Annotated in this window: 19 protein-coding genes and 1 pseudogene; 12 read left to right on the top strand and 8 right to left on the bottom strand. The window is 71.2% G+C overall.

Features of this window, described 5'->3' with window-relative positions; all coding sequences use genetic code 11:
* Nucleotides 1-50 precede the first annotated feature (50 nt).
* From M2163_RS21070 to M2163_RS21055, 4 genes are read left to right on the top strand one after another with little or no spacing between them, the layout of a single operon-like run.
* Nucleotides 51-851, top strand: coding sequence for an ABC-2 family transporter protein (locus tag M2163_RS21070; RefSeq protein WP_280854193.1), 801 nt, complete (start codon nucleotides 51-53; stop codon nucleotides 849-851).
* Entirely contained in the window at nucleotides 844-1665 is an 822-nt protein-coding gene (locus tag M2163_RS21065; RefSeq protein WP_280894722.1) for an ABC transporter permease, read from the top strand. The genes M2163_RS21070 and M2163_RS21065 overlap by 8 nt, the downstream gene beginning before the upstream one ends.
* A 2-nt stretch (nucleotides 1666-1667) precedes the next feature.
* Nucleotides 1668-2651 (top strand): ATP-binding cassette domain-containing protein, encoded by a 984-nt coding sequence (locus M2163_RS21060; RefSeq protein WP_280851248.1) that lies wholly within the window; start codon nucleotides 1668-1670, stop codon nucleotides 2649-2651.
* 32 nt (nucleotides 2652-2683) lie between these two features.
* Entirely contained in the window at nucleotides 2684-3397 is a 714-nt protein-coding gene (locus tag M2163_RS21055; RefSeq protein ID WP_280894721.1) for a DUF1707 domain-containing protein, read from the top strand.
* A gap of 79 nt (nucleotides 3398-3476) precedes the next feature.
* Here M2163_RS21055 and M2163_RS21050 read toward each other — a convergent pair whose 3' ends face one another.
* Complete coding sequence (locus M2163_RS21050; protein ID WP_280894720.1) at nucleotides 3477-4811, bottom strand: SGNH/GDSL hydrolase family protein; 1335 nt, start codon at nucleotides 4809-4811, stop codon at nucleotides 3477-3479.
* Nucleotides 4812-5006: 195 nt separating this feature from the next.
* On the opposite strand from M2163_RS21050, the gene M2163_RS21045 reads away from it, so the two are divergent.
* From M2163_RS21045 to M2163_RS21035, 3 genes are all read left to right on the top strand, one after another.
* On the top strand, nucleotides 5007-6383 hold the full coding sequence (locus M2163_RS21045) for a DUF445 domain-containing protein (RefSeq protein WP_280851251.1): 1377 nt from the start codon (nucleotides 5007-5009) through the stop codon (nucleotides 6381-6383).
* A 67-nt stretch (nucleotides 6384-6450) separates the two neighbouring features.
* A complete protein-coding gene (locus M2163_RS21040; RefSeq protein WP_280851252.1) occupies nucleotides 6451-7902 on the top strand; it encodes an MFS transporter in 1452 nt (483 codons plus the stop codon).
* 633 nt (nucleotides 7903-8535) lie between these two features.
* Entirely contained in the window at nucleotides 8536-8907 is a 372-nt protein-coding gene (locus M2163_RS21035; protein WP_280851253.1) for a VOC family protein, read from the top strand.
* A gap of 6 nt (nucleotides 8908-8913) precedes the next feature.
* Here M2163_RS21035 and M2163_RS21030 read toward each other — a convergent pair whose 3' ends face one another.
* Nucleotides 8914-9216 (bottom strand): hypothetical protein, encoded by a 303-nt coding sequence (locus M2163_RS21030; RefSeq protein ID WP_280851254.1) that lies wholly within the window; start codon nucleotides 9214-9216, stop codon nucleotides 8914-8916.
* A gap of 169 nt (nucleotides 9217-9385) precedes the next feature.
* Between M2163_RS21030 and M2163_RS21025 the strand changes: the two genes are divergently transcribed.
* On the top strand, nucleotides 9386-9811 hold the full coding sequence (locus tag M2163_RS21025) for an Hsp20/alpha crystallin family protein (RefSeq protein WP_280894719.1): 426 nt from the start codon (nucleotides 9386-9388) through the stop codon (nucleotides 9809-9811).
* A gap of 89 nt (nucleotides 9812-9900) precedes the next feature.
* A complete protein-coding gene (locus M2163_RS21020) occupies nucleotides 9901-10335 on the top strand; it encodes a DUF2267 domain-containing protein (protein WP_280851256.1) in 435 nt (144 codons plus the stop codon).
* Between the two features lie 37 nt (nucleotides 10336-10372).
* Here M2163_RS21020 and M2163_RS21015 read toward each other — a convergent pair whose 3' ends face one another.
* Nucleotides 10373-10753, bottom strand: a complete 381-nt coding sequence (locus tag M2163_RS21015; RefSeq protein WP_280851257.1) for a hypothetical protein — start codon at nucleotides 10751-10753, stop codon at nucleotides 10373-10375.
* Between the two features lie 258 nt (nucleotides 10754-11011).
* On the opposite strand from M2163_RS21015, the gene M2163_RS21010 reads away from it, so the two are divergent.
* Nucleotides 11012-11566, top strand: a complete 555-nt coding sequence (locus M2163_RS21010; RefSeq protein WP_280894718.1) for an HAD domain-containing protein — start codon at nucleotides 11012-11014, stop codon at nucleotides 11564-11566.
* A 15-nt stretch (nucleotides 11567-11581) separates the two neighbouring features.
* Here M2163_RS21010 and M2163_RS21005 read toward each other — a convergent pair whose 3' ends face one another.
* Complete coding sequence (locus tag M2163_RS21005; protein WP_280894717.1) at nucleotides 11582-11998, bottom strand: SsgA family sporulation/cell division regulator; 417 nt, start codon at nucleotides 11996-11998, stop codon at nucleotides 11582-11584.
* 206 nt (nucleotides 11999-12204) lie between these two features.
* Here M2163_RS21005 and M2163_RS21000 point away from each other — a divergent pair, with 206 nt between their 5' ends.
* Both M2163_RS21000 and M2163_RS20995 read left to right on the top strand, forming a co-directional pair.
* On the top strand, nucleotides 12205-13788 hold the full coding sequence (locus M2163_RS21000; protein WP_280894716.1) for a sigma-70 family RNA polymerase sigma factor: 1584 nt from the start codon (nucleotides 12205-12207) through the stop codon (nucleotides 13786-13788).
* Between the two features lie 68 nt (nucleotides 13789-13856).
* A complete protein-coding gene (locus M2163_RS20995) occupies nucleotides 13857-14654 on the top strand; it encodes an SAM-dependent methyltransferase (RefSeq protein WP_280894715.1) in 798 nt (265 codons plus the stop codon).
* Between the two features lie 4 nt (nucleotides 14655-14658).
* On the opposite strand, the gene M2163_RS20990 is transcribed toward M2163_RS20995, so the two are convergent.
* The 4 genes and pseudogenes from M2163_RS20990 to M2163_RS20975 form a co-directional block, all read right to left on the bottom strand.
* On the bottom strand, nucleotides 14659-14961 hold the full coding sequence (locus tag M2163_RS20990) for a zinc-ribbon domain-containing protein (RefSeq protein ID WP_280851262.1): 303 nt from the start codon (nucleotides 14959-14961) through the stop codon (nucleotides 14659-14661).
* Between the two features lie 69 nt (nucleotides 14962-15030).
* Nucleotides 15031-16053, bottom strand: a complete 1023-nt coding sequence (locus tag M2163_RS20985) for a BtrH N-terminal domain-containing protein (RefSeq protein WP_280894714.1) — start codon at nucleotides 16051-16053, stop codon at nucleotides 15031-15033.
* A gap of 75 nt (nucleotides 16054-16128) precedes the next feature.
* Entirely contained in the window at nucleotides 16129-16332 is a 204-nt protein-coding gene (locus M2163_RS20980; RefSeq protein ID WP_280851264.1) for a DUF397 domain-containing protein, read from the bottom strand.
* Nucleotides 16332-17178 (bottom strand): annotated as a pseudogene (locus tag M2163_RS20975) (helix-turn-helix transcriptional regulator). The gene M2163_RS20980 and the pseudogene M2163_RS20975 overlap by 1 nt, the downstream one beginning before the upstream one ends.
* Between the last annotated feature and the right edge of the window lie 124 nt (nucleotides 17179-17302).

Below are 17302 nucleotides of genomic sequence, written 5' to 3'. Positions count from 1 at the left end.
GCACTAGGCTCCTGCGCTTCGGTGCCGGTGGGCCGAGGAGGGCTGTGAAGGTGGGTTCCTGGCGGTTGTACGCGGCCGTCGCGGCAGGGGGATTCAGACGATACGCGACATATCGCGCGGCCACGTTCGCGGGGGTGTTCACCAACACCGTTTTCGGTGTGATTCTCGTCTACACGTATCTCGCGCTGTGGGACGAGAAGCCCCATCTGGGGGGCTACGACCAGGCGCAGGCGGTCACCTACGTATGGCTGGGCCAGTGTCTCTACTCGACGCTGGCCATCCAGGGCGGCGGCGCCGAGAAGGACGTGATCGAGCGGATCCGCACGGGGGAGATCGCGGTCGACCTGTACCGTCCCGCCGACCTCCAACTGTGGTGGCTGGCGAGCGACTTGGGACGCTCGCTGTTCCAGCTGCTGGGGCGCGGGGTGATCCCCTTCGCCTTCGGGGCGCTGTTCTTCCCGATGGCGCTGCCCACCGACGTCACGTCCTGGGCGGCCCTGTTCGTGGCACTGCTGCTGGCGATGGTCGTCAGCTTCGGGATCCGCTACCTCGCGGCGCTGAGCGTGTTCTGGCTGATGGACGGCATGGGCATCATGCAGGCCGTGATGATCACGGGTGTCTTCTGCTCGGGCATCGTGTTCCCGCTGAACGCCTTCCCCGGGGTGCTGGGCGACATCGTGCGGGCGCTGCCGTGGTCGGCGCAGCTCCAGGTGCCGGCGGACGTGCTGATGGGGGAGACCGATCCGCTCGGCGCGTACGCCTTCCAGGCGACGTGGGCGGTGGTGCTGCTGGGGTCCGGGCGGCTGCTGCAGTCGGCGGCGACCCGTCGGGTGGTGGTGCAGGGTGGCTGAGACGTCCCGCCTGACCGAGGGGGTGCGGGCCTACTGGCTGATCGCCAGGATGTGGGTGCGGTCCGCGATGACCTACCGCACCTCCTTCGTCGTCACGATGTGCGGCAACCTGCTGATGACCGGCCTGGACTTCGTCGGGATCCTGCTGATGTTCTCGCAGGTCGACTCGCTCGGCGGCTGGGGCCTGCCCGAGATCGCCTTCCTCTACGGCCTCTCGGTGACCGCCTTCGGCATCGCGGACCTGGTGCTCGGCTCGATGGACGTGCTGGGTTCCCGGATCCGGGACGGGTCCTTCGACATCCTGCTGGTGCGGCCGGCGCCGGTGCTCGCGCAGATCGGCGCGGACCGTTTCGCGGTGCGCCGGCTGGGCCGGATCACGCAGGGAGCGGTGGTGCTGGTGTGGGCGCTGGCCTCGGTGGACGTCGACTGGAGCGCGGCGAAGGTGCTGCTGGTGCCGGTGATGGTGATCAGCGGCGCGGCGATCTTCTGCGCGGTGTTCGTGGCGGGCGCGGCCTTCCAGATCTTCGCGCAGGACGCCTCCGAGGTGCAGAACGCGTTCACGTACGGCGGTACGACCCTGCTCCAGTACCCGCCGACCGTGTTCGGGAAGGACCTGGTGCGCGGGGTGACGTTCGTGCTGCCGCTGGCCTTCGTGAACTGGGTGCCGGCCTCCTATGTGCTGGGGCGGCCGTACCCGCTGGATCTGCCGCAGTGGGCGGCCTTCGCGCCGCCGCTGGTGGCGGTGGCGTGCGGCGCGCTGGCCGGTCTGGCGTGGCGCGCGGGGCTCGGGTCGTATCGGAGTACGGGGAGTTAGAGGTGGACGTGGCGGTGGACGCCTTCATCGAACTGGACCGCGTCGAGAAGGTCTTCGACGTGCGCAAGAAGACCGGTTTCCTGAAACGGGAGCGGCGTCAGGTGCGGGCGGTCGACTCGATCTCCTTCACCGTGGCGCGCGGCGAGATGGTCGGGTACATCGGCCCGAACGGCGCCGGGAAGTCGACGACGATCAAGATGCTGACGGGCATCCTGACCCCGTCCGGCGGCCGCCTGCGGGTGGCCGGCATCGACCCGTCGCGCGAGCGCACCCGCCTGGCCCACCGCATCGGGGTCGTCTTCGGCCAGCGGACGACCCTGTGGTGGGACCTCCCGCTGATCGACTCCTACAAGCTGATGCACCGCATGTACCGCATCCCGGACGCCCGTTACCGCGAGAACCTCGACCGCTGTGTCGAACTCCTCGAACTGGCCGACCTGTTGGACGTGCCGGTACGCCAGCTGTCCCTGGGGCAGCGCATGCGGGGCGACATCGCGGCGGCCCTGCTGCACGACCCCGAGGTGCTCTACCTCGACGAGCCGACCATCGGGCTCGACGTGATCTCCAAGGCCAAGGTGCGGGGTTTCCTGCGGGAGTTGAATGCCGAGCGCGGCACGACGGTCCTGCTGACCACGCACGACCTCCAGGACATCGAGCAGCTCTGCTCACGTGTGATGGTCATCGACCACGGGCGCCTGATGTACGACGGTCCGCTCGCCGGCCTCCACGAGGTGGGCGAGAGCGAGCGCACGCTGGTGGTGGACCTGGAGCGGGAGTTGCCGCCGATCGAGGCGGCCCCCGCGCGCGTGGTGAAGGTGGAGGGGCCGCGGCAGTGGCTGGCGTTCCCGGCGCACGAGTCGGCGGCGGCCCTGGTGGCAAGGGTCGCGGCAGAGTACCCGCTGGTGGACCTGTCGGTGCGGGAGCCGGACATCGAGGCGGTGATCGCCAAGATGTACGCGGGAGAAGCGGAGAAAGCGGTGTCGTAGCCGTGGAGTGAGGTAACTCGTAGGCTGCTCGTATGACGGAGGAACTCCCGGAGCTGCGTGCTTCCGACGCCGATCGTGAGCGAGTCGCCGAGGTCCTGCGGGACGCCCTCGCGGAGGGGCGGCTCGACATGGAGGAGTTCGAGGAGCGGCTGGACGCCACGTACCGGGCGCGGACGTACGGCGAGCTCGCCCCGATCACCCGGGACCTGCCGGTCGGCCAGGTGGCCGCTCCCAAGGTCGACATGCAGAAGCGGCCCGAACCGGACGGGAGTTGGGCGTCCCGGATCGTCGGCGGTGAGGGCTCCTCGACGTGGGCCGTGGCCGTGATGTCCGGGTTCCAGCGCCGGGGGCGGTGGACCGTGCCCCGGCGTTTCAACTGCTTCGCCTTCTGGGGCGGCGGGGAGATCGATCTGCGGGACGCGAACTTCGCCGCCGGCGAGGTAGAGATCAACTGCGTCGCGATCATGGGCGGGATGCAGGTGATCGTGCCGCCCGGGGTCGAGGTCGTGGTGCGCGGCATCGGGATCATGGGCGGGTTCGACCAGCGCGAGGAGGGGGTTCCGGGAGAGCCCGGGGCGCCTCGCGTGATCGTGACCGGGTTCGCGTTCTGGGGCGGGGTCGGGGTCGAGCGCAAGCTCAGCAAGGCCGACCGGCAGCGGCTGCGGGAGGAGCGGCGGCAGGAGAGGCTGGAGCGCCGGGAGGTCGCGCGCGAGCTGAGGGAGGGGCGCGGGCGGGGGGAGGGCTGAGCGGTTCGCCGGCCGGTGCGGGTGCGTTGTGGTTTGTCGCGCGGTTCCCCGCGCCCCTGAAGCCCTCACCGGCCCGCGCTCACAAGCGTGCCGCCGTCGAACCCTTCAGGTCGTCCAGGTCGAAGGAGTACGCCATCCGCTCGTACCCCCGGTCATTGGGGTGGAGCCGGTCTCCCGAGTCATAGATCGCGCGGAGGCTGCGGGGGTCGTAGGGGTCCCTCAGCGCCCGGTCGAAGTCGATCACCGCGTCGTAGACCCGGCCCGAACGGATCTCCGCGTTGACCCTCTGGCGGACGCCCTCGCGGGCCTCGGTCCAGGTGGTGCGCTCGCCGACCGGCATGAGGGTCGCGCCGACGACCTTGATGCCGCGCGCGTGGGCCTGGCGGACCAGGTCGCGCAGACCGGCGAGGAGCTTGTCGGGGTCGACGGTGCCCGGCGTGCGGAGGATGTCGTTGATGCCGAGGTCGACGACCACGATCCTGACGTTGGGGCGGTCGAGCACGTCCCGCCGGAAGCGCCGGACGCCGGCCTGGTTCTCCCCGGGGCGGCCCCGGGCGTCGGCGAGGACCCGGTTGCCGCCGATGCCCTCGTTGACGACGCTGTAGCGGGGCAGGTCCCGGCCGGCGGCGAGCGCGGTGCGCAGGCGCCGGTTCAGGAAGTCCGGCCAGCGGGTGTTCGCGTCGGCGGTGGAGTTCTTGCCGTCGGTCAGCGAGTCGCCGAAGGCGACCACCGTGCCGTCGGCCTCACCGCTGAGCACGTCCACCGCGGTGAGGTACCGCCAGTGGTCGACCCGCTCCGTGTACCCCGTCCCGGTCTCGTCCTCGGTGAGGTCGCCGGGACCGGCGTACGAGGTCTGGCGGGCGGTCGGGTGGTAGGTGACCGGGCCGGACAGGACGGGGGAGTAGGTGGTGACGAGGAGGTCGCCGCCGGCCGGGACGGCGAGGGCGACGGCGTCGCTGAGCACCTGCGAGCCGGCGGCGATGACGACCGTGGTGTCCCCGGCGAAGGTGAGCCGCCGCGTGCTCCCCGCCTGGGCCGCGGCGGTCCTCGGACCGGCGGCGAGGGCCAGGGAGGCGTGTGTGACGGTCAGCGCGGACCGGCCGTAGAGATTGGACAGCGTGATGCGGGCACTCGTACCGCCGACGGCGGCGTGCACGACGTTGCGGACGGAGCGGCCGGTCATGCCCTCGTTGCCGGTGCCGGGCTCGGCGCCGACCGGGGAGGCGGACCAGGTGCCGACCCAGACCCCGGCGGAGGCGGGCGCGGCGGAAGGGTGTGCGGGACGGGAGCCGGACAGCGAGGTCCGGTTCGCGGTGCCGGGGTCGGCCGCCACCGAGACGTAGACGGCGGTGGACAGGGCCACGATCAGGGCGACGATCGCGGCGAGCAGGGCGTAACCATGACGCCGAGTCATGTGGTGCTGTTCTCCTAGGGCGATGGGAGCCCGAGGCTCCGATCTGATGAACCCATGATGCGGCATGAACCTGAGGAGTGGCGACGAGACCCCCTGCGGTTCCCCCGTCCGGACCGGCACCGGGAACTCCTGTTCTGTTCCGGGAGTCGGTCAGGAAGGGACAATGTGTGAGGGATCACCGAACGGGTGGAGCGGATGGAACGCACGAAACCTGAGGAAGCGGGACCGTCTGACGCGGAGCGGCAGGCCCCGAGGCGCGGGGCCGTGACCTCCGCGAGCCGGGCCGCCCCCGCGTCGCCCGTGCGCGCGATGAACACCTTCAGCGAGGCGGACCTGGAGAAGCAGCGCGGGGTGCGGCGCATGAAGCTCACCGCGACCGGGCTGCTGCTGTTCGTGGCCGTCGTGTACGTCCTCGCCACCTGGGCGCACAACTCCTGGGCGGGCCCGTGGGCCGGCTATGTCGCCGCGGCCGCCGAGGCCGGCATGGTCGGCGCGCTCGCCGACTGGTTCGCGGTCACCGCGCTCTTCCGCCGCCCCCTCGGCCTGCCCATCCCGCACACCGCGATCATCCCCACCAAGAAGGACCAGCTGGGGGTCTCACTGGGCGAGTTCGTCGGCGAGAACTTCCTCTCCGAGGACGTCGTACGACAGCGGCTGCGTGCCGTCGGGATCGGCAGCCGGCTGGGTGCCTGGCTGGCCGAGCCCGAGCACGCCGACCGGGTCACGGCGGAGCTGTCGGCGGCGCTGCGGGGCGCCCTGACCGTGCTGCGGGACTCCGACGTGCAGGCCGTGGTCGGCGAGGCGATCACCCGGCGGGCCGACGCCCAGGAGATCGCGCCCGGCATCGGCAAGATGCTGGACAAGGTCGTCGCCGACGGCGGGCACCGGCGGGTCGTCGACCTGGTGGTGGCCCGGGCCCACGACTGGCTCGTGCTCCACGACGAGCAGGTCATGGACGCGGTGCAGGGGGGCGCGCCCGGCTGGACCCCGCGGTTCGTCGACAAGAAGGTCGGCGAGCGCGTCTACAAGGAGCTGCTGCGGTTCGTGACCGAGATGCGGGACATGCCCTCCCATCCGGCGCGCGGGGCGCTGGACCGGTTCCTGACGGACTTCGCCTCCGACCTCCAGTCCGACACGGACACGCGTGCGCGGGTCGAGCGGCTCAAGGGCGAGGTGCTGGGGCGCGGCGAGGTGCAGGACCTGATCGCCTCCGCCTGGACCGCCGTACGGTCGATGATCGTCTCCGCCGCCGAGGACGAGCGCAGTGAACTGCGGCTGCGGGTGCGGGCGTCACTGCTGTCGCTGGGGGCGCGGATGGCCGTCGACCCCAAGGTGCAGGCGAAGGTCGACGGCTGGGTGGAGGGGGCCGCGGTGTACGTGGTCACCACCTACCGGCGGGAGATCACCTCCCTGATCACCGACACCGTGGCCGGGTGGGACGCCGAGCACACCACGCGGAAGATCGAGGCGCACATCGGCCGCGACCTGCAGTTCATCCGGATCAACGGCACGGTGGTGGGATCGCTCGCGGGACTGTTGATCTACACGGTGTCGCGGGCGCTGGGGGCGTAGCCGGGCAGGTCGGGGGCACCCGGGTGGGGTTCGTTCGAGGATCGCTCGACGAGGAGGGAGCCCGTCCGTGACCACCGCCCAGGCCGATACCGGCCGCACCGTGACGACCAACATCCCCGCCAGACTCGACCGGCTTCCCTGGTCACGCTGGCACTGGACCATCGTCATCGGACTCGGCACCGTGTGGATCCTCGACGGCCTGGAGGTCACGGTCGTCGGCAACATCGCGAGCCGGCTCTCCGAGCCGGGAAGCGGGCTGTCCATCAGCTCCGGGCAGGTCACCGGGATCGCGGCGGCGCTGTACGTGGCCGGGGCGTGCCTGGGGGCGCTGTTCTGGGGGCGGCTGACGGACAAATGGGGCCGCAAGAAGCTGTTCATGATCACGCTGGCGGTGTATCTGGCGGCCACGGCGCTGACGGCGGTGTCCTTCGAATCCTGGTGGTTCTTTTTGTTCCGGTTCCTGACCGGGTTCGGCATCGGCGGGGAGTACGCGGCGATCAACTCCGCGATCGACGAGCTGATCCCGGCGAAGTACCGGGGCCGCGTCGACCTCATGATCAACGGCAGCTTCTGGCTGGGAGCGGTGGGGGGCTCCCTGCTGTCGATCGTCGCGCTGAACACGGACGTCTTCGCCAAGGACGTGGGCTGGCGGCTGACGTTCGCCCTGGGAGCGGTGCTGGCCCTGGTGATCCTTCTCGTACGGCGCCATGTGCCCGAGAGCCCGCGGTGGCTGCTGATCCACGGGCGGGACGGAGAGGCGGAGCGGATCGTCTCGTCGATCGAGGAGAAGGTGGAGGCGGAGCGGGGATCCGAACTGCCGCGGCCCGAGGGCGAGCTCACGATCCGTCAGCGCCGCAGTGTGACCTTCCTGGAGATCGCGCGGACGGTGTTCTCGGACTACCGGCGCCGCTCGGTGCTGGGGTTCTCGCTGTTCATCGGCCAGGCCTTCCTCTACAACGCGATCACGTTCGGGTTCGGGGCGATCCTCACGACCTTCTTCGACGTGCCGACGGGGGACACCGGGTACTACTTCGCGGTCATCGCGATCGGCAACTTCTGCGGGCCGCTGCTGCTGGGGAAGCTGTTCGACACGGTGGGGCGGCGGGTGATGATCTCGTCGACGTACCTGCTGTCGGGGCTGCTGCTGTTCGGTACGGCTTGGCTGTTCGACCAGGGCTCCCTGAGCGCGGCCACGCTGACGGCGTGCTGGTGCGCGGTGCTGTTCTTCGCGTCGGCGGGGGCGTCGAGCGCCTATCTCACGGTGTCCGAGGTGTTCCCGATGGAGACCCGGGCGATGTCGATCGCCTTCTTCTACGCGCTGGGCACGGCCGCGGGCGGCATCAGCGGACCGCTCCTGTTCGCCGACCTGACGAGCACGGGCAAGGTCGGCGACACGGTCCTGGCCTTCCAGATCGGCGCGGCACTGATGTGCGCGGCGGGCCTGGTGGCGGCGTTCCTGGCGGTACGGGCGGAGCGGCGCTCCCTGGAGGACATCGCGAAGCCGCTCACCGCTACGTGAGCCTCCGGCGGTTGAGCGGGTGCGGGTGCGGGTTCGGTGGGGGCAGGCGTTTTTGCGCAGTTCCCCGCGCCCCTGAAATGCCTGCGGCGGCCCGTTGCTGCCCGGTGGGGGCTCGTGTAGCGCATACGGTCCGGTGGGTGGGTCGGTGCCGGGGTGGGGGGTATCCGTCCTCGGTCCGGCGGCTCGGCCCCTTGATCTGTCCTCTGTGCCGGACGCCGGCCGCTGCGGGCGGACACCCCCCACCCCGTCCCCTGCCCGCCGTACGCGACTGACGGCCCATCGTGGCGCGGGCAACTGCACCCACCCAGGGGCGCGGGGAACTGCGCGACCGGCCCCCACCGGCCCGCAGCCGCCCTACGACCTTCCGTGGCGCGCGGTCCGTCGTGGCGCGGGCGACTGTGCCCACCCAGGGGCGCGGGGAACTGCGCGACCGGCCCCCACCGGCCCGCAGCCGCCCTACGACCTTCCGCGGCGCACGGTCCGTCATGGCGCTGGTGACTGTGCCTACCCAGGGGCGCGGGGAACTGCGCGACCGGCCCCCACCGGCCCGCAGCCGCCTACGACATTCCGCGGCACCCTCATCCGTGCAAGGCTGGCGTCGAAGTCGGGGCCGTGGGAGAAGGAGCCGTGTTCGTGAGCATCCGCAGGATCATGCCCGACGTCCACGTCGAGTCCGGGGACGCCCTGACCGCCAACCGTGACTTCTACGGCCTGCTCGGCTTCGAGGAGGTCATGGACATGGGGTGGGTCGTCACGATGGCGTCGCCCGCGAACCCGACCGCCCAGATCAGCTTCCTCACCGAGGAGCGCACCGCGCCCGTCGTCCCCGACCTGAGCGTGGAGGTCGAGGACGTCGACGCCGTGTACGCGCAGGTCGTGGCGTCGGGCGCGGAGATCGTACGGGAGCTGCGGGACGAGGAGTGGGGCGTACGGCGCTTCTTCGTCCGGGACCCGAACGGCCGGGTGGTGAACGTACTGACGCATCGACCCGGCGGCGACCACTGAGGCCTCTCAGGCGTTGCGGTCCGCCACCGCCCAGGACGCCAGCGCCACCGCGCCCGCCGCACTGAATACTGCGGGCCAGGCGCCCACCTTCTTGGCCAGCGGATGGGACCCGGCGAAGGCGGCCACATACGCGGCGGACAGCGCCCCGGCCGCCTTCCCCCCGGCCCGCTCCCGCCACTGCTGGGCCGCCGCGGCCCCGGCGACGGCCAGCACCGCCCCGCCCAGCTGCCGCTTCCTGGTCCAGCGGGCCACGCCGTAGCCGCCGACGAGCCCGCCCGCCGCCACCAGTGCGCTGGGAACCTTCACCATGTCTGCCTCCTGACGCTCACGACCGGCCTCGCCGATGGCCCGAGGCTAACTCCGGGCGGGATGCGGCCCACGAACCTGAGTCGGGGCTTGTCAAGTTTCCTCGCTCCGAGCTATATAAGAAGGCGTAGGGCATCGCACCGCGGAGTCTGTGGAAAGGAGATGGACTGTGATGCTCATGCGTACCGACCCCTTCCGTGAGTTCGACCGGCTCACGCAGCAGGTTTTCGGTTCCAACGCCCGTCCCGCCGCGATGGCGATGGACGCGTACCGTTCGGGGGACGACTTTGTCGTCCACTTCGACCTCCCCGGTGTCGACCCCGAGTCGATCGACCTGGACGTCGAACGCAACGTCCTGAACATCCGCGCCGAGCGCCGCGTCCCCGCCCCCGAGGGCGCGGAGATGATCGTCGCCGAGCGCCCCACGGGCTCGTTCACCCGGCAGCTCTTCCTCGGCGACACCCTCGACACGGAACGCATCGACGCCTCGTACGACGCCGGTGTCCTCACCCTGCGCATCCCCGTGGCCGAGCAGGCCAAGCCGCGCCGCATCCAGATCACGGGCGGCGACAGCGGACGCAAGCAGATCAGCCGCTGACCGCGGCGGCCGAGCAACGTACAACAGTCGCGCCCCCGTGGGCCGGCACGTCCGCCCGCGGGGCGCAACGACCCCCAGGAGACCCGTACATGAGCGCACTCAGCGCGGATCGAGCGACCAGAACGGCACGGTGGAGCGACCTCGTCGACGCCGTGCGGGATGCCGGACAGTACGCGAGCACGGCCGAGGCCGAACAGGTCGTGCGTGTCGTCCTGTCCGCCCTCGGCGGCCATGTCACCGGCGACGAACGTGTCGACCTCGCCCGGGCCCTGCCCGAGGAGGCCGCCAGGCTTGTCGCCTCCCGGATCCCGGTCAACACACCGCTGACGGCACCGGAGTTCGTGGACGCGGTGGCCGGCCGCATCGAGGGTGCGACCCCGGCGACGGCCCGCTGGGACGTCAGCTCGGTCCTGAGCGTGCTGCCGAAGCTGGTGGGCGACGAGCTCGTCGATCGTCTGCTGTCCCGACTCCCCTCCGGCTACGCCCTGCTGTTCGGCAAGGCGGAGCTGGTCCCCGCGGCCTGAGCCGCTCACCCTCCCCGGGGCCCCAGAGCCCCGGGACCTAGCGGGCCCCGCCCTCGCGAGCCTCGGCGCGCAGCCGCAGTTCCGCCGCCCAGGCGGAGGCGATGGCGCAGCCGGCGGCGGCGAGGGCGGAGCCCAGGGCGACGGGATTGACGTACCCGGGGATCGCCCCGGCCGAGTAGCTTCCGCCGCCGTTCATCTCGCAGTCGAAGGAGAGGGGGAGGTAGCTCACCGAGTAGTCCATGACGTGGACGGCCTGATCGTTCCCACGGCACGGAGGCAGCGGCGCGGAGTTCGTGCCGCCGTCCTCCGCCTCCAGGACCGCGCCGGCCAGATGCAGCAGCCCCCAGGCGTACACGGCGAGCGCCACGAACCCCGCCAGCGTGGCGAGGCCCCGCAGACGCCGAATCAGCGCGGACATCCCGGCCCCCCTCACCGCTCGTTCCCGGGTCCGCCGAGTTCAGCAGCACGGCGCGCGAACGGCTGTGGTGGAGCCCACAGTTCCGGCAACTGGCCTGTCACAGCCCACGCCGGAGAAGGGCCGGCCGGCGCGGAAAACGGCTGGCGCGGACCGCACGTGCGGGCCAGCCTTCCCTCAGACACACAACCGAGTCGAGGGGGCCAAGGTGACGTACGAACGCACACGGGCCGGCCGGGAACGCCTCCGACCAGAGCACTCATGACCGGCGCCGACGGCACCGGCCGCCCCCTCCTCTACCTCGACGTCGACGGCCCCCTCAACCCCTACGCCGCCAAGCCCCAGCGCCGCCCCGAGGGGTACACCACCCACCGCATGAAGCCCGAGGGCTGGATCGCCCAGCACCCCGGCCTGCCCCCGTCCGCCGTCCGACCCCTCCGCGTCTGGCTCAACCCCGGCCACGGGCCCGCGCTGCTGGCCCTGACGGACCGCTACGACCTCGTCTGGGCGACCACGTGGCGCCAGGAGGCGAACACCTTCATCGCCCCGGTCCTCGGCCTCCCGGCCCTCCCCGTCGTCGACTGGCCCACGACCCTCGCCCCCGGCCCGAACGGCACCTTCTGGAAGACCCGCCACCTCGTCACCCACGCCGACGGCCGCCCTTTCGCCTGGCTCGACGACGAACTCGACGACGCTGACCGCCAGTTCGTGGCCGCCCACCATGCCGGGCCGGCCCTGCTGCACCGGGTCGACCCCCGAATCGGCCTCCGGGAGGCGGACTTCACCGAACTCGCGGCTTTCGCCGACCGTCTGTGACAGCGGGCAGCCGCATCACACCTCGTCGAGCAGTGCCGCGAGGCCGTGGTCGAGGTCCGGGCCCAGGTCCTCGGTGCCGGGCTCGACGACGTCGTAGGAGCGCAGCAGGAAGCGGCGGAGGGCGGCCGTGCCGAAGCGGATCACGGCGAGGCCGAGCGGCGAGTGGAACTCGATGACGGTCCGGGCCCATCCGCACGGCCGTATCCGCACGTCCCCCTCGCCGGCGGGGGCCTGAAGGCCCTCCTCCAGCAGCGCCCGCCCGAACACCCAGGTCACGCCCTCGCCGTCGGCCGAGATGTGCGCGGGGAAGTCGATGTGGACGGCGAACGGCTCGTCACAGTGGTAGCGCAGCGTGGGGCGCACGGGGAGTTCGGGGTGGTCGGGGGTGATCAGACGGGCGCGGACGGTCTGGCGCAGCTGGGTGAGGCGCATGGGTGACGGTCTCCGTCTCGGGCGGGGCGTGGGGCTCGGTGCTGTCGGGTCCATTGCCTTCTCGAGTGGCCGGAGTACGGCTTGATTACGCCCCTACAGGAGCCTGTGATCTGAATCACGGCCGGAACTGAATGATTGAAAGTTCTGTCATCTACGCTGACCGACCCGTCCGCACCCCCACCCGCCGGGAACTGGAGCGTTCCTGCATGACCGACCGACCGGCCAGAGTGCCCGCCCGGACGTCCTCCGCCGCGACCGCCGCCACCGCCGCGTACGTGCGGGTCTACGAGGAGGAGCAGCCGCGCCTCGTCGCGTACGCCCGCTCGCTCACCCGCAACAGCTGGGCGGCCGAAGACCTCGTCGCCGAGGCGCACTTCCGCGTGTGGCGGCGGCTGTCCGCGGGGCACGAGATCGACAACGTCCCGGCGTACCTGAGGACGACCGTCCGCCACCTCGCCTCCTCCGTCGCGAGCGCCACGCACGAGACCCCGCGCGACCCGCAGGTCCCGGAGCAGGCGACGGCCGGACACGTGGCCGACCCGGCCGAACAGGTCTCCGCCACCGACCTGTTGGTGCGTGTCCTCGGCGAACTCCCCGAACGCTGGGTGCGGGCCCTGTGGCTCGCCGACGCCGAGGGCCAGCCGCTGGAGACCGTGGGCCGGCAGATCGGCGCCAAGCAGGGCGCGACGGCCGTCCTCCTGCACCGGGCGCGCGAGGGCATGCGCCAGGCGTTCCTGCGCTCGCAGACCGAGCCGCCCGAGGATCCCGCGTGCGAGGTCCACTGGGTCCGGATGCCGGCCTACGTCCGTGGCAACGCCACCCCGCGCCAGTCCGAGCGCCTCCTTGCCCACGTCGACACCTGCGACGGGTGCCGCGGGCGCCTCGCTGTCCTGATCCGCGCCAACGACCGGCTGCCCGCACTCGTCGGCCCCGCGCTGCTGGTCTTCGCGGTGGGCGGTGGAACGGGGAAGTTCCTGGCATCGCTCACGGCGTCTTCCGTGGGCTCCGCTTCCGTGACCGGCCAGGGCCTTCTTCGTACGGTCCGTGCGGCGGGCCCCAGGACTAAGGCCGCCCTCGCCTCCGGTACGGCGGCCGCGACGGCGGCGGTGGTGGCCGTACTGGCCCTCGGCATGAACGATTCCCCCGCGACGCTGACTTCGCCGGGCAGGACACCGGTGGCGCAGGCGCCGGTGGCGGGGCCGTCGGCGGGGGCGGTGGGGGAGGGAGAGGGGCCGGGGGGTGCCCTGCCGGTCGAGGTCGACCGAGGGAGGGACCGGGAGCGGGATCGGGAGCGGAATCGGGATCGGACTCGGGGTGACGCGGTCGGGGTGGTGGTCACCGGGGAGTTCGGGGGCGGTTCGGGCAGCGTCGAGGAGGGCGGTGTCGTCGGAGCTCCGGAAGCGCCGGATCCGGGCCCCGGCCCGGTGCAGCCTGAGCCGGCTGTGCCTGAGCCGGTTGTGCCCGACCCCGAGCCCGGTCCAGCGGACCCCGCGCCGGGGGGCGAGGAGCCGGAGCCGCCCGCCGAGCCGACGCCGGCCCCGCCCAAGGAACATCAGCCCGAGCCCAAGCCCGGCCCCGAGAAGCCGGAGCCCGGTACGCCGGGGGACGGGACGCCCGTACCGCAACCGCCGGGGCCACCGCAGCCGCCGGAGACGCCGGACCCGCAACCCGATCCCACCCCTCCCCCCACAGGCGACGACTGCGGACGAGGCCCCTCCCCCGAGCACCCGGCCCATGGCCACGGCCACGGCCACGGACCCCGGAACTTCCGCCACCTGCAAGGGAGTTGAACCGGCGTATATAGAGCCGACGTGCGCCCCGCCGGTCAGGCGCCCGGGGCCGTCCGAGAGGAGTGCCCGTGCGAGAGAACGGCTCCCGCGCCGAGGGGATCGACACCAGCAGGCCACACCCCGCACGGATCTACGACTACCTGCTCGGCGGCAAGGACCACTACGAGGTCGACCGCCGCGCCGGCGAACAACTCGTCGCGGCGGCCCCGGAGGCGCGGATCGGCGTACGGGCCAACCGGGCCTTCCTGCTCCGGGCCGTCCGACACGTCGTCGGTACCGGCGTCCGCCAGATCCTGGACATCGGCACCGGCCTGCCCACCTCGCCGAACGTCCACGAGACGGCCCTGGAGGCGGCGCCGGACATCCGTATCGCCTACGTCGACAACGACCCGATCGTGCACACCCACGCGGCCGCCCTGCTCGCCGATGACGACACGACGGGCATCGTCCTGGCCGACCTGCGCGACCCGCGGGCGATCCTGGACGCCCCCGGCGTACGAGCCGTCATCGACTTCGACGAACCGGTGGCCCTGCTCCTGGTCGCCGTCCTCCACTTCCTCACCGACGCCGACAAGCCGCGGGAGATCATCGCCACCCTGCGGGACGCCCTGGCCCCCGGCAGCCACCTGATCCTCTCCCACGCCACCGGCGACTTCGCCGACCGCAGCGGGGCGGCGGCCGTCTACAGCGAGGCCACGGCCTCCATGAACCTGCGCACCCGCACCGAGATCGAGGGCTTCTTCGACGGCTTCGAGCTGATCGATCCCGGCGTGGCGCAGGTCCCGTACTGGCGCCCGGACGCACCCCCGCCGCCCCGCTCGCACGAGATCGGCTTCTACGGCGGGGTGGCCCGCAAGCCCGGCTGAGACCTCAGTTCTGGTACGGCTGCTGCGGGGCCTGACCGCCGTACACCTGACCGCTCTGCCCGCCACCGGCGGCGGCCTGCGCCTGCAACTGCTCCGCCTCGTCCGCGCTCACCTTGTTCTCCGCGCCGCAGAAGGTGCACTGCGTCGCGTACTTGGTGGAGATCGGGAACAGCGGCACGAAGAACAACGTGAACTTCGTGACCCGCTTGCGCAGGGTGTGCGCGGCCGGGTTCCCGCACCGCCCGCACACCAGGGTGAGTATCGCGAGCTGGTACAGGTACCCCTTGGTGCCGAAGAGGATGAGCATGGTGCCGCCTTCCGGGATCGGTGCTTGAGAGGCAGTATCCCCGCACCGGGTGCCCGCACCGAGCGGCGATCACCTTTCGCCGGGCCGGCTCAGGGACTCCAGGCGGCTCAGCGACTCCATGGCCTCGCGTTCGATGCGCGCCAGCTCGTGCAGAGCCCCGCCCGCCGCTACGAGGAACCGGTCCTCCCCAGACTCGCCGGCACTCGTGATCAGCGCCGCGACCTCGGTCCACAGGGTGGCGGCCTCGGCGTACAACCGGTGGCCGGTCCGCAGATGATCACTGTCGACGAATCCGGCGCATTCCGCGAGAAAATCGCGATAGAGGTTACGGAACAGGGCACCGCCCGTACCGCCCCTCTCCATCAGCAGCGCGGCCTGCGGCAGATCCCGCCCCGGGTCGGCACTCCGCCGGAGCCACGTGCGTACGGCCTTGCCGGCCTTGTCGATGCCGCGGTGCCCCAGGTTGGCGATGGGCGGGGTGAGGAAGGCGTGCGCGCAGGCGGTGATGGCGGGGACGACGGTCTGCGCGGGATTCCGCTCAGGAGTGGGCAGGTCGGGGGCCGCGGTGAGGGTGAAGGACCGATGCCTGGCGGTCATGGGCCCCCGCGCGGCCCGAGCCTCGGCCAGACTGCCCAGACTGGTCGTCACGGCACCGCCCTGCTGCTCGGTGTCCACGAGAAGGGCGGCTTCGTCGTCGTAGCCGTACAGGGCGACGACATGCCCCCCGAAGTGCACCTTCGCCGTGAAGTACTCCAGGTGGAAACTGTCCAGCTGCAACCCCACGGGCCGACCGGCCTCGATGTCCTCCACGACATGCGCCCACGCCTTACGAGGCGAGGCCGTCTCCCGCACCCGCAGGTCGAGCCCGAGCACATCAGCCAGATTCCTGCTCAACTCGAACGGCTTCACCCGCCCCCCGAGGAACGGAAACCCCATGCTCCTGCTGTCCCAGTAGATGAAGGACAGCCCCTGCCCCAGTCCGAACAGCATGGGCTCGGAGAGATCGATCCCTTCATGACGCAGGAGCACACCGAGGGCGGTGGTCTCGCAGTGCTGCATGCCGCGGGGGTCGATGCCTTTCAGGGTGGTCACGCGGGGTTCTCCTGGTGGGCTGGGCGGCCTGGTACGGGGTTCGTTCGCGTACGGCTCCCTCACGGCCGTCTCTTCCTAGAACCCCTCGGGAGGGGTGCGACGCACTCCCGCCAGGAAATTGCGCCAGGCCCCCACTGATATGACCAGGTAGGGGTCTTCAGGGGCTTTCGAATCTCGTACGAGGATCTCCGGCTGCACGATGGCGGCCTCCACACACTCGGTTCCGCTGCCTCCGCTGTAGGAGGACTTGAACCACGCGTGCTTCGGTGCCTTCGTCATCAAAGCTCCTTGCTTATACGGCGGATGACCGCCGCCGAGGACTCAAGGTCGAGCGCCTGTGCACTGAGGTACTCGAACGCCAACCTATAACGCTCCAGTTCCCGTTGCTTCTCCATGAAGAGGCCGCCACCGAGCAAGTCGACGTAGACCACGTCCAGTTCGGGTGCTGGCCCGCGCAGGACGGCGAAGCTGCCCACGGAGGCGGCGTGCGCTCCCGAGGAAAAGGGGAGTACCTGGACAGTGACGTGTGGTCGTTGCGCCATCGTGAGTAGGTGCTGAAGCTGGTCATGCATGACCTCGTGGCCGCCTACCCTGCGCCGCAGCGCCGCCTCATCGACCACACACCAGAGCAGCGGGGGCTCTTCTCGTTCGAGGAGTTCCTGCCTCTTCATGCGGATGTCGACCATGTGCTGCACTTCGCGCTCGGGGCACTGGACTTCCGAAGCCCGGTGGACGGCTTCCGCGTAGGCACGGGTCTGCAGGAGACCGGGCACGTACATGCAGGCGTAGTGGTCCTCGCGTACGACTTCGTCCTCGAGCGTGAGCATGAGGTTCATCGACTCGGGGATGGGGTCGTCGAGGGAACGCCACCAGCCTTGGATCTTGGCGCCCTTCGCGAGCTCTACGAGGGCGAGACGTTCCTCATCCGAAGCGCCGTACTCACGGCAGAGAGCGTCAACCGCTGGCCACTTGACGCTCCCTTCCTTCGTTTCGTAGCGGCTCAGGGTCGCCTTCGAGATGCCGACGCTGGTGCCTGCCTCTTCGAGGGTCAACCCCCTTTCGCTCTCGGAGGCGGCGGAGGTCGGCGCCGAGTTGGCGCCTTCGGGTCGTGGGTCCAACTGCCATTACTGCGGCCCTTCGTGTCGATCCGACAGATCGTCCTGGTTGTCCCGAGGGGACGGCAAGGTGGCGCGCGCCGGGGGCGCTCGTCGTCTACCTACACCACCAGTGATGCGAAATGAGAGTTCCA

Origin of the sequence: Streptomyces sp. SAI-135 (assembly GCF_029893805.1) — a bacterium.
GTDB lineage: Bacteria > Actinomycetota > Actinomycetes > Streptomycetales > Streptomycetaceae > Streptomyces.
This window is presented reverse-complemented; position numbering and strand designations above follow the sequence as displayed.

Coding starts and splice junctions, on each gene's coding strand:
- M2163_RS20980 (WP_280851264.1), bottom strand. CDS start 16,332: ATGACGAAGGCACCGAAGCACGCGTGGTTCAAGTCCTCCTACAGCGGA.
- M2163_RS21030 (WP_280851254.1), bottom strand. CDS start 9,216: ATGGTGAAGGTTCCCAGCGCACTGGTGGCGGCGGGCGGGCTCGTCGGC.
- M2163_RS21055 (WP_280894721.1), top strand. CDS start 2,684: ATGACGGAGGAACTCCCGGAGCTGCGTGCTTCCGACGCCGATCGTGAG.
- M2163_RS21000 (WP_280894716.1), top strand. CDS start 12,205: ATGACCGACCGACCGGCCAGAGTGCCCGCCCGGACGTCCTCCGCCGCG.
- M2163_RS21015 (WP_280851257.1), bottom strand. CDS start 10,753: ATGTCCGCGCTGATTCGGCGTCTGCGGGGCCTCGCCACGCTGGCGGGG.
- M2163_RS21025 (WP_280894719.1), top strand. CDS start 9,386: ATGCTCATGCGTACCGACCCCTTCCGTGAGTTCGACCGGCTCACGCAG.
- M2163_RS21005 (WP_280894717.1), bottom strand. CDS start 11,998: ATGCGCCTCACCCAGCTGCGCCAGACCGTCCGCGCCCGTCTGATCACC.
- M2163_RS21020 (WP_280851256.1), top strand. CDS start 9,901: ATGAGCGCACTCAGCGCGGATCGAGCGACCAGAACGGCACGGTGGAGC.
- M2163_RS21010 (WP_280894718.1), top strand. CDS start 11,012: ATGACCGGCGCCGACGGCACCGGCCGCCCCCTCCTCTACCTCGACGTC.
- M2163_RS21050 (WP_280894720.1), bottom strand. CDS start 4,811: ATGACTCGGCGTCATGGTTACGCCCTGCTCGCCGCGATCGTCGCCCTG.
- M2163_RS21045 (WP_280851251.1), top strand. CDS start 5,007: ATGGAACGCACGAAACCTGAGGAAGCGGGACCGTCTGACGCGGAGCGG.
- M2163_RS20990 (WP_280851262.1), bottom strand. CDS start 14,961: ATGCTCATCCTCTTCGGCACCAAGGGGTACCTGTACCAGCTCGCGATA.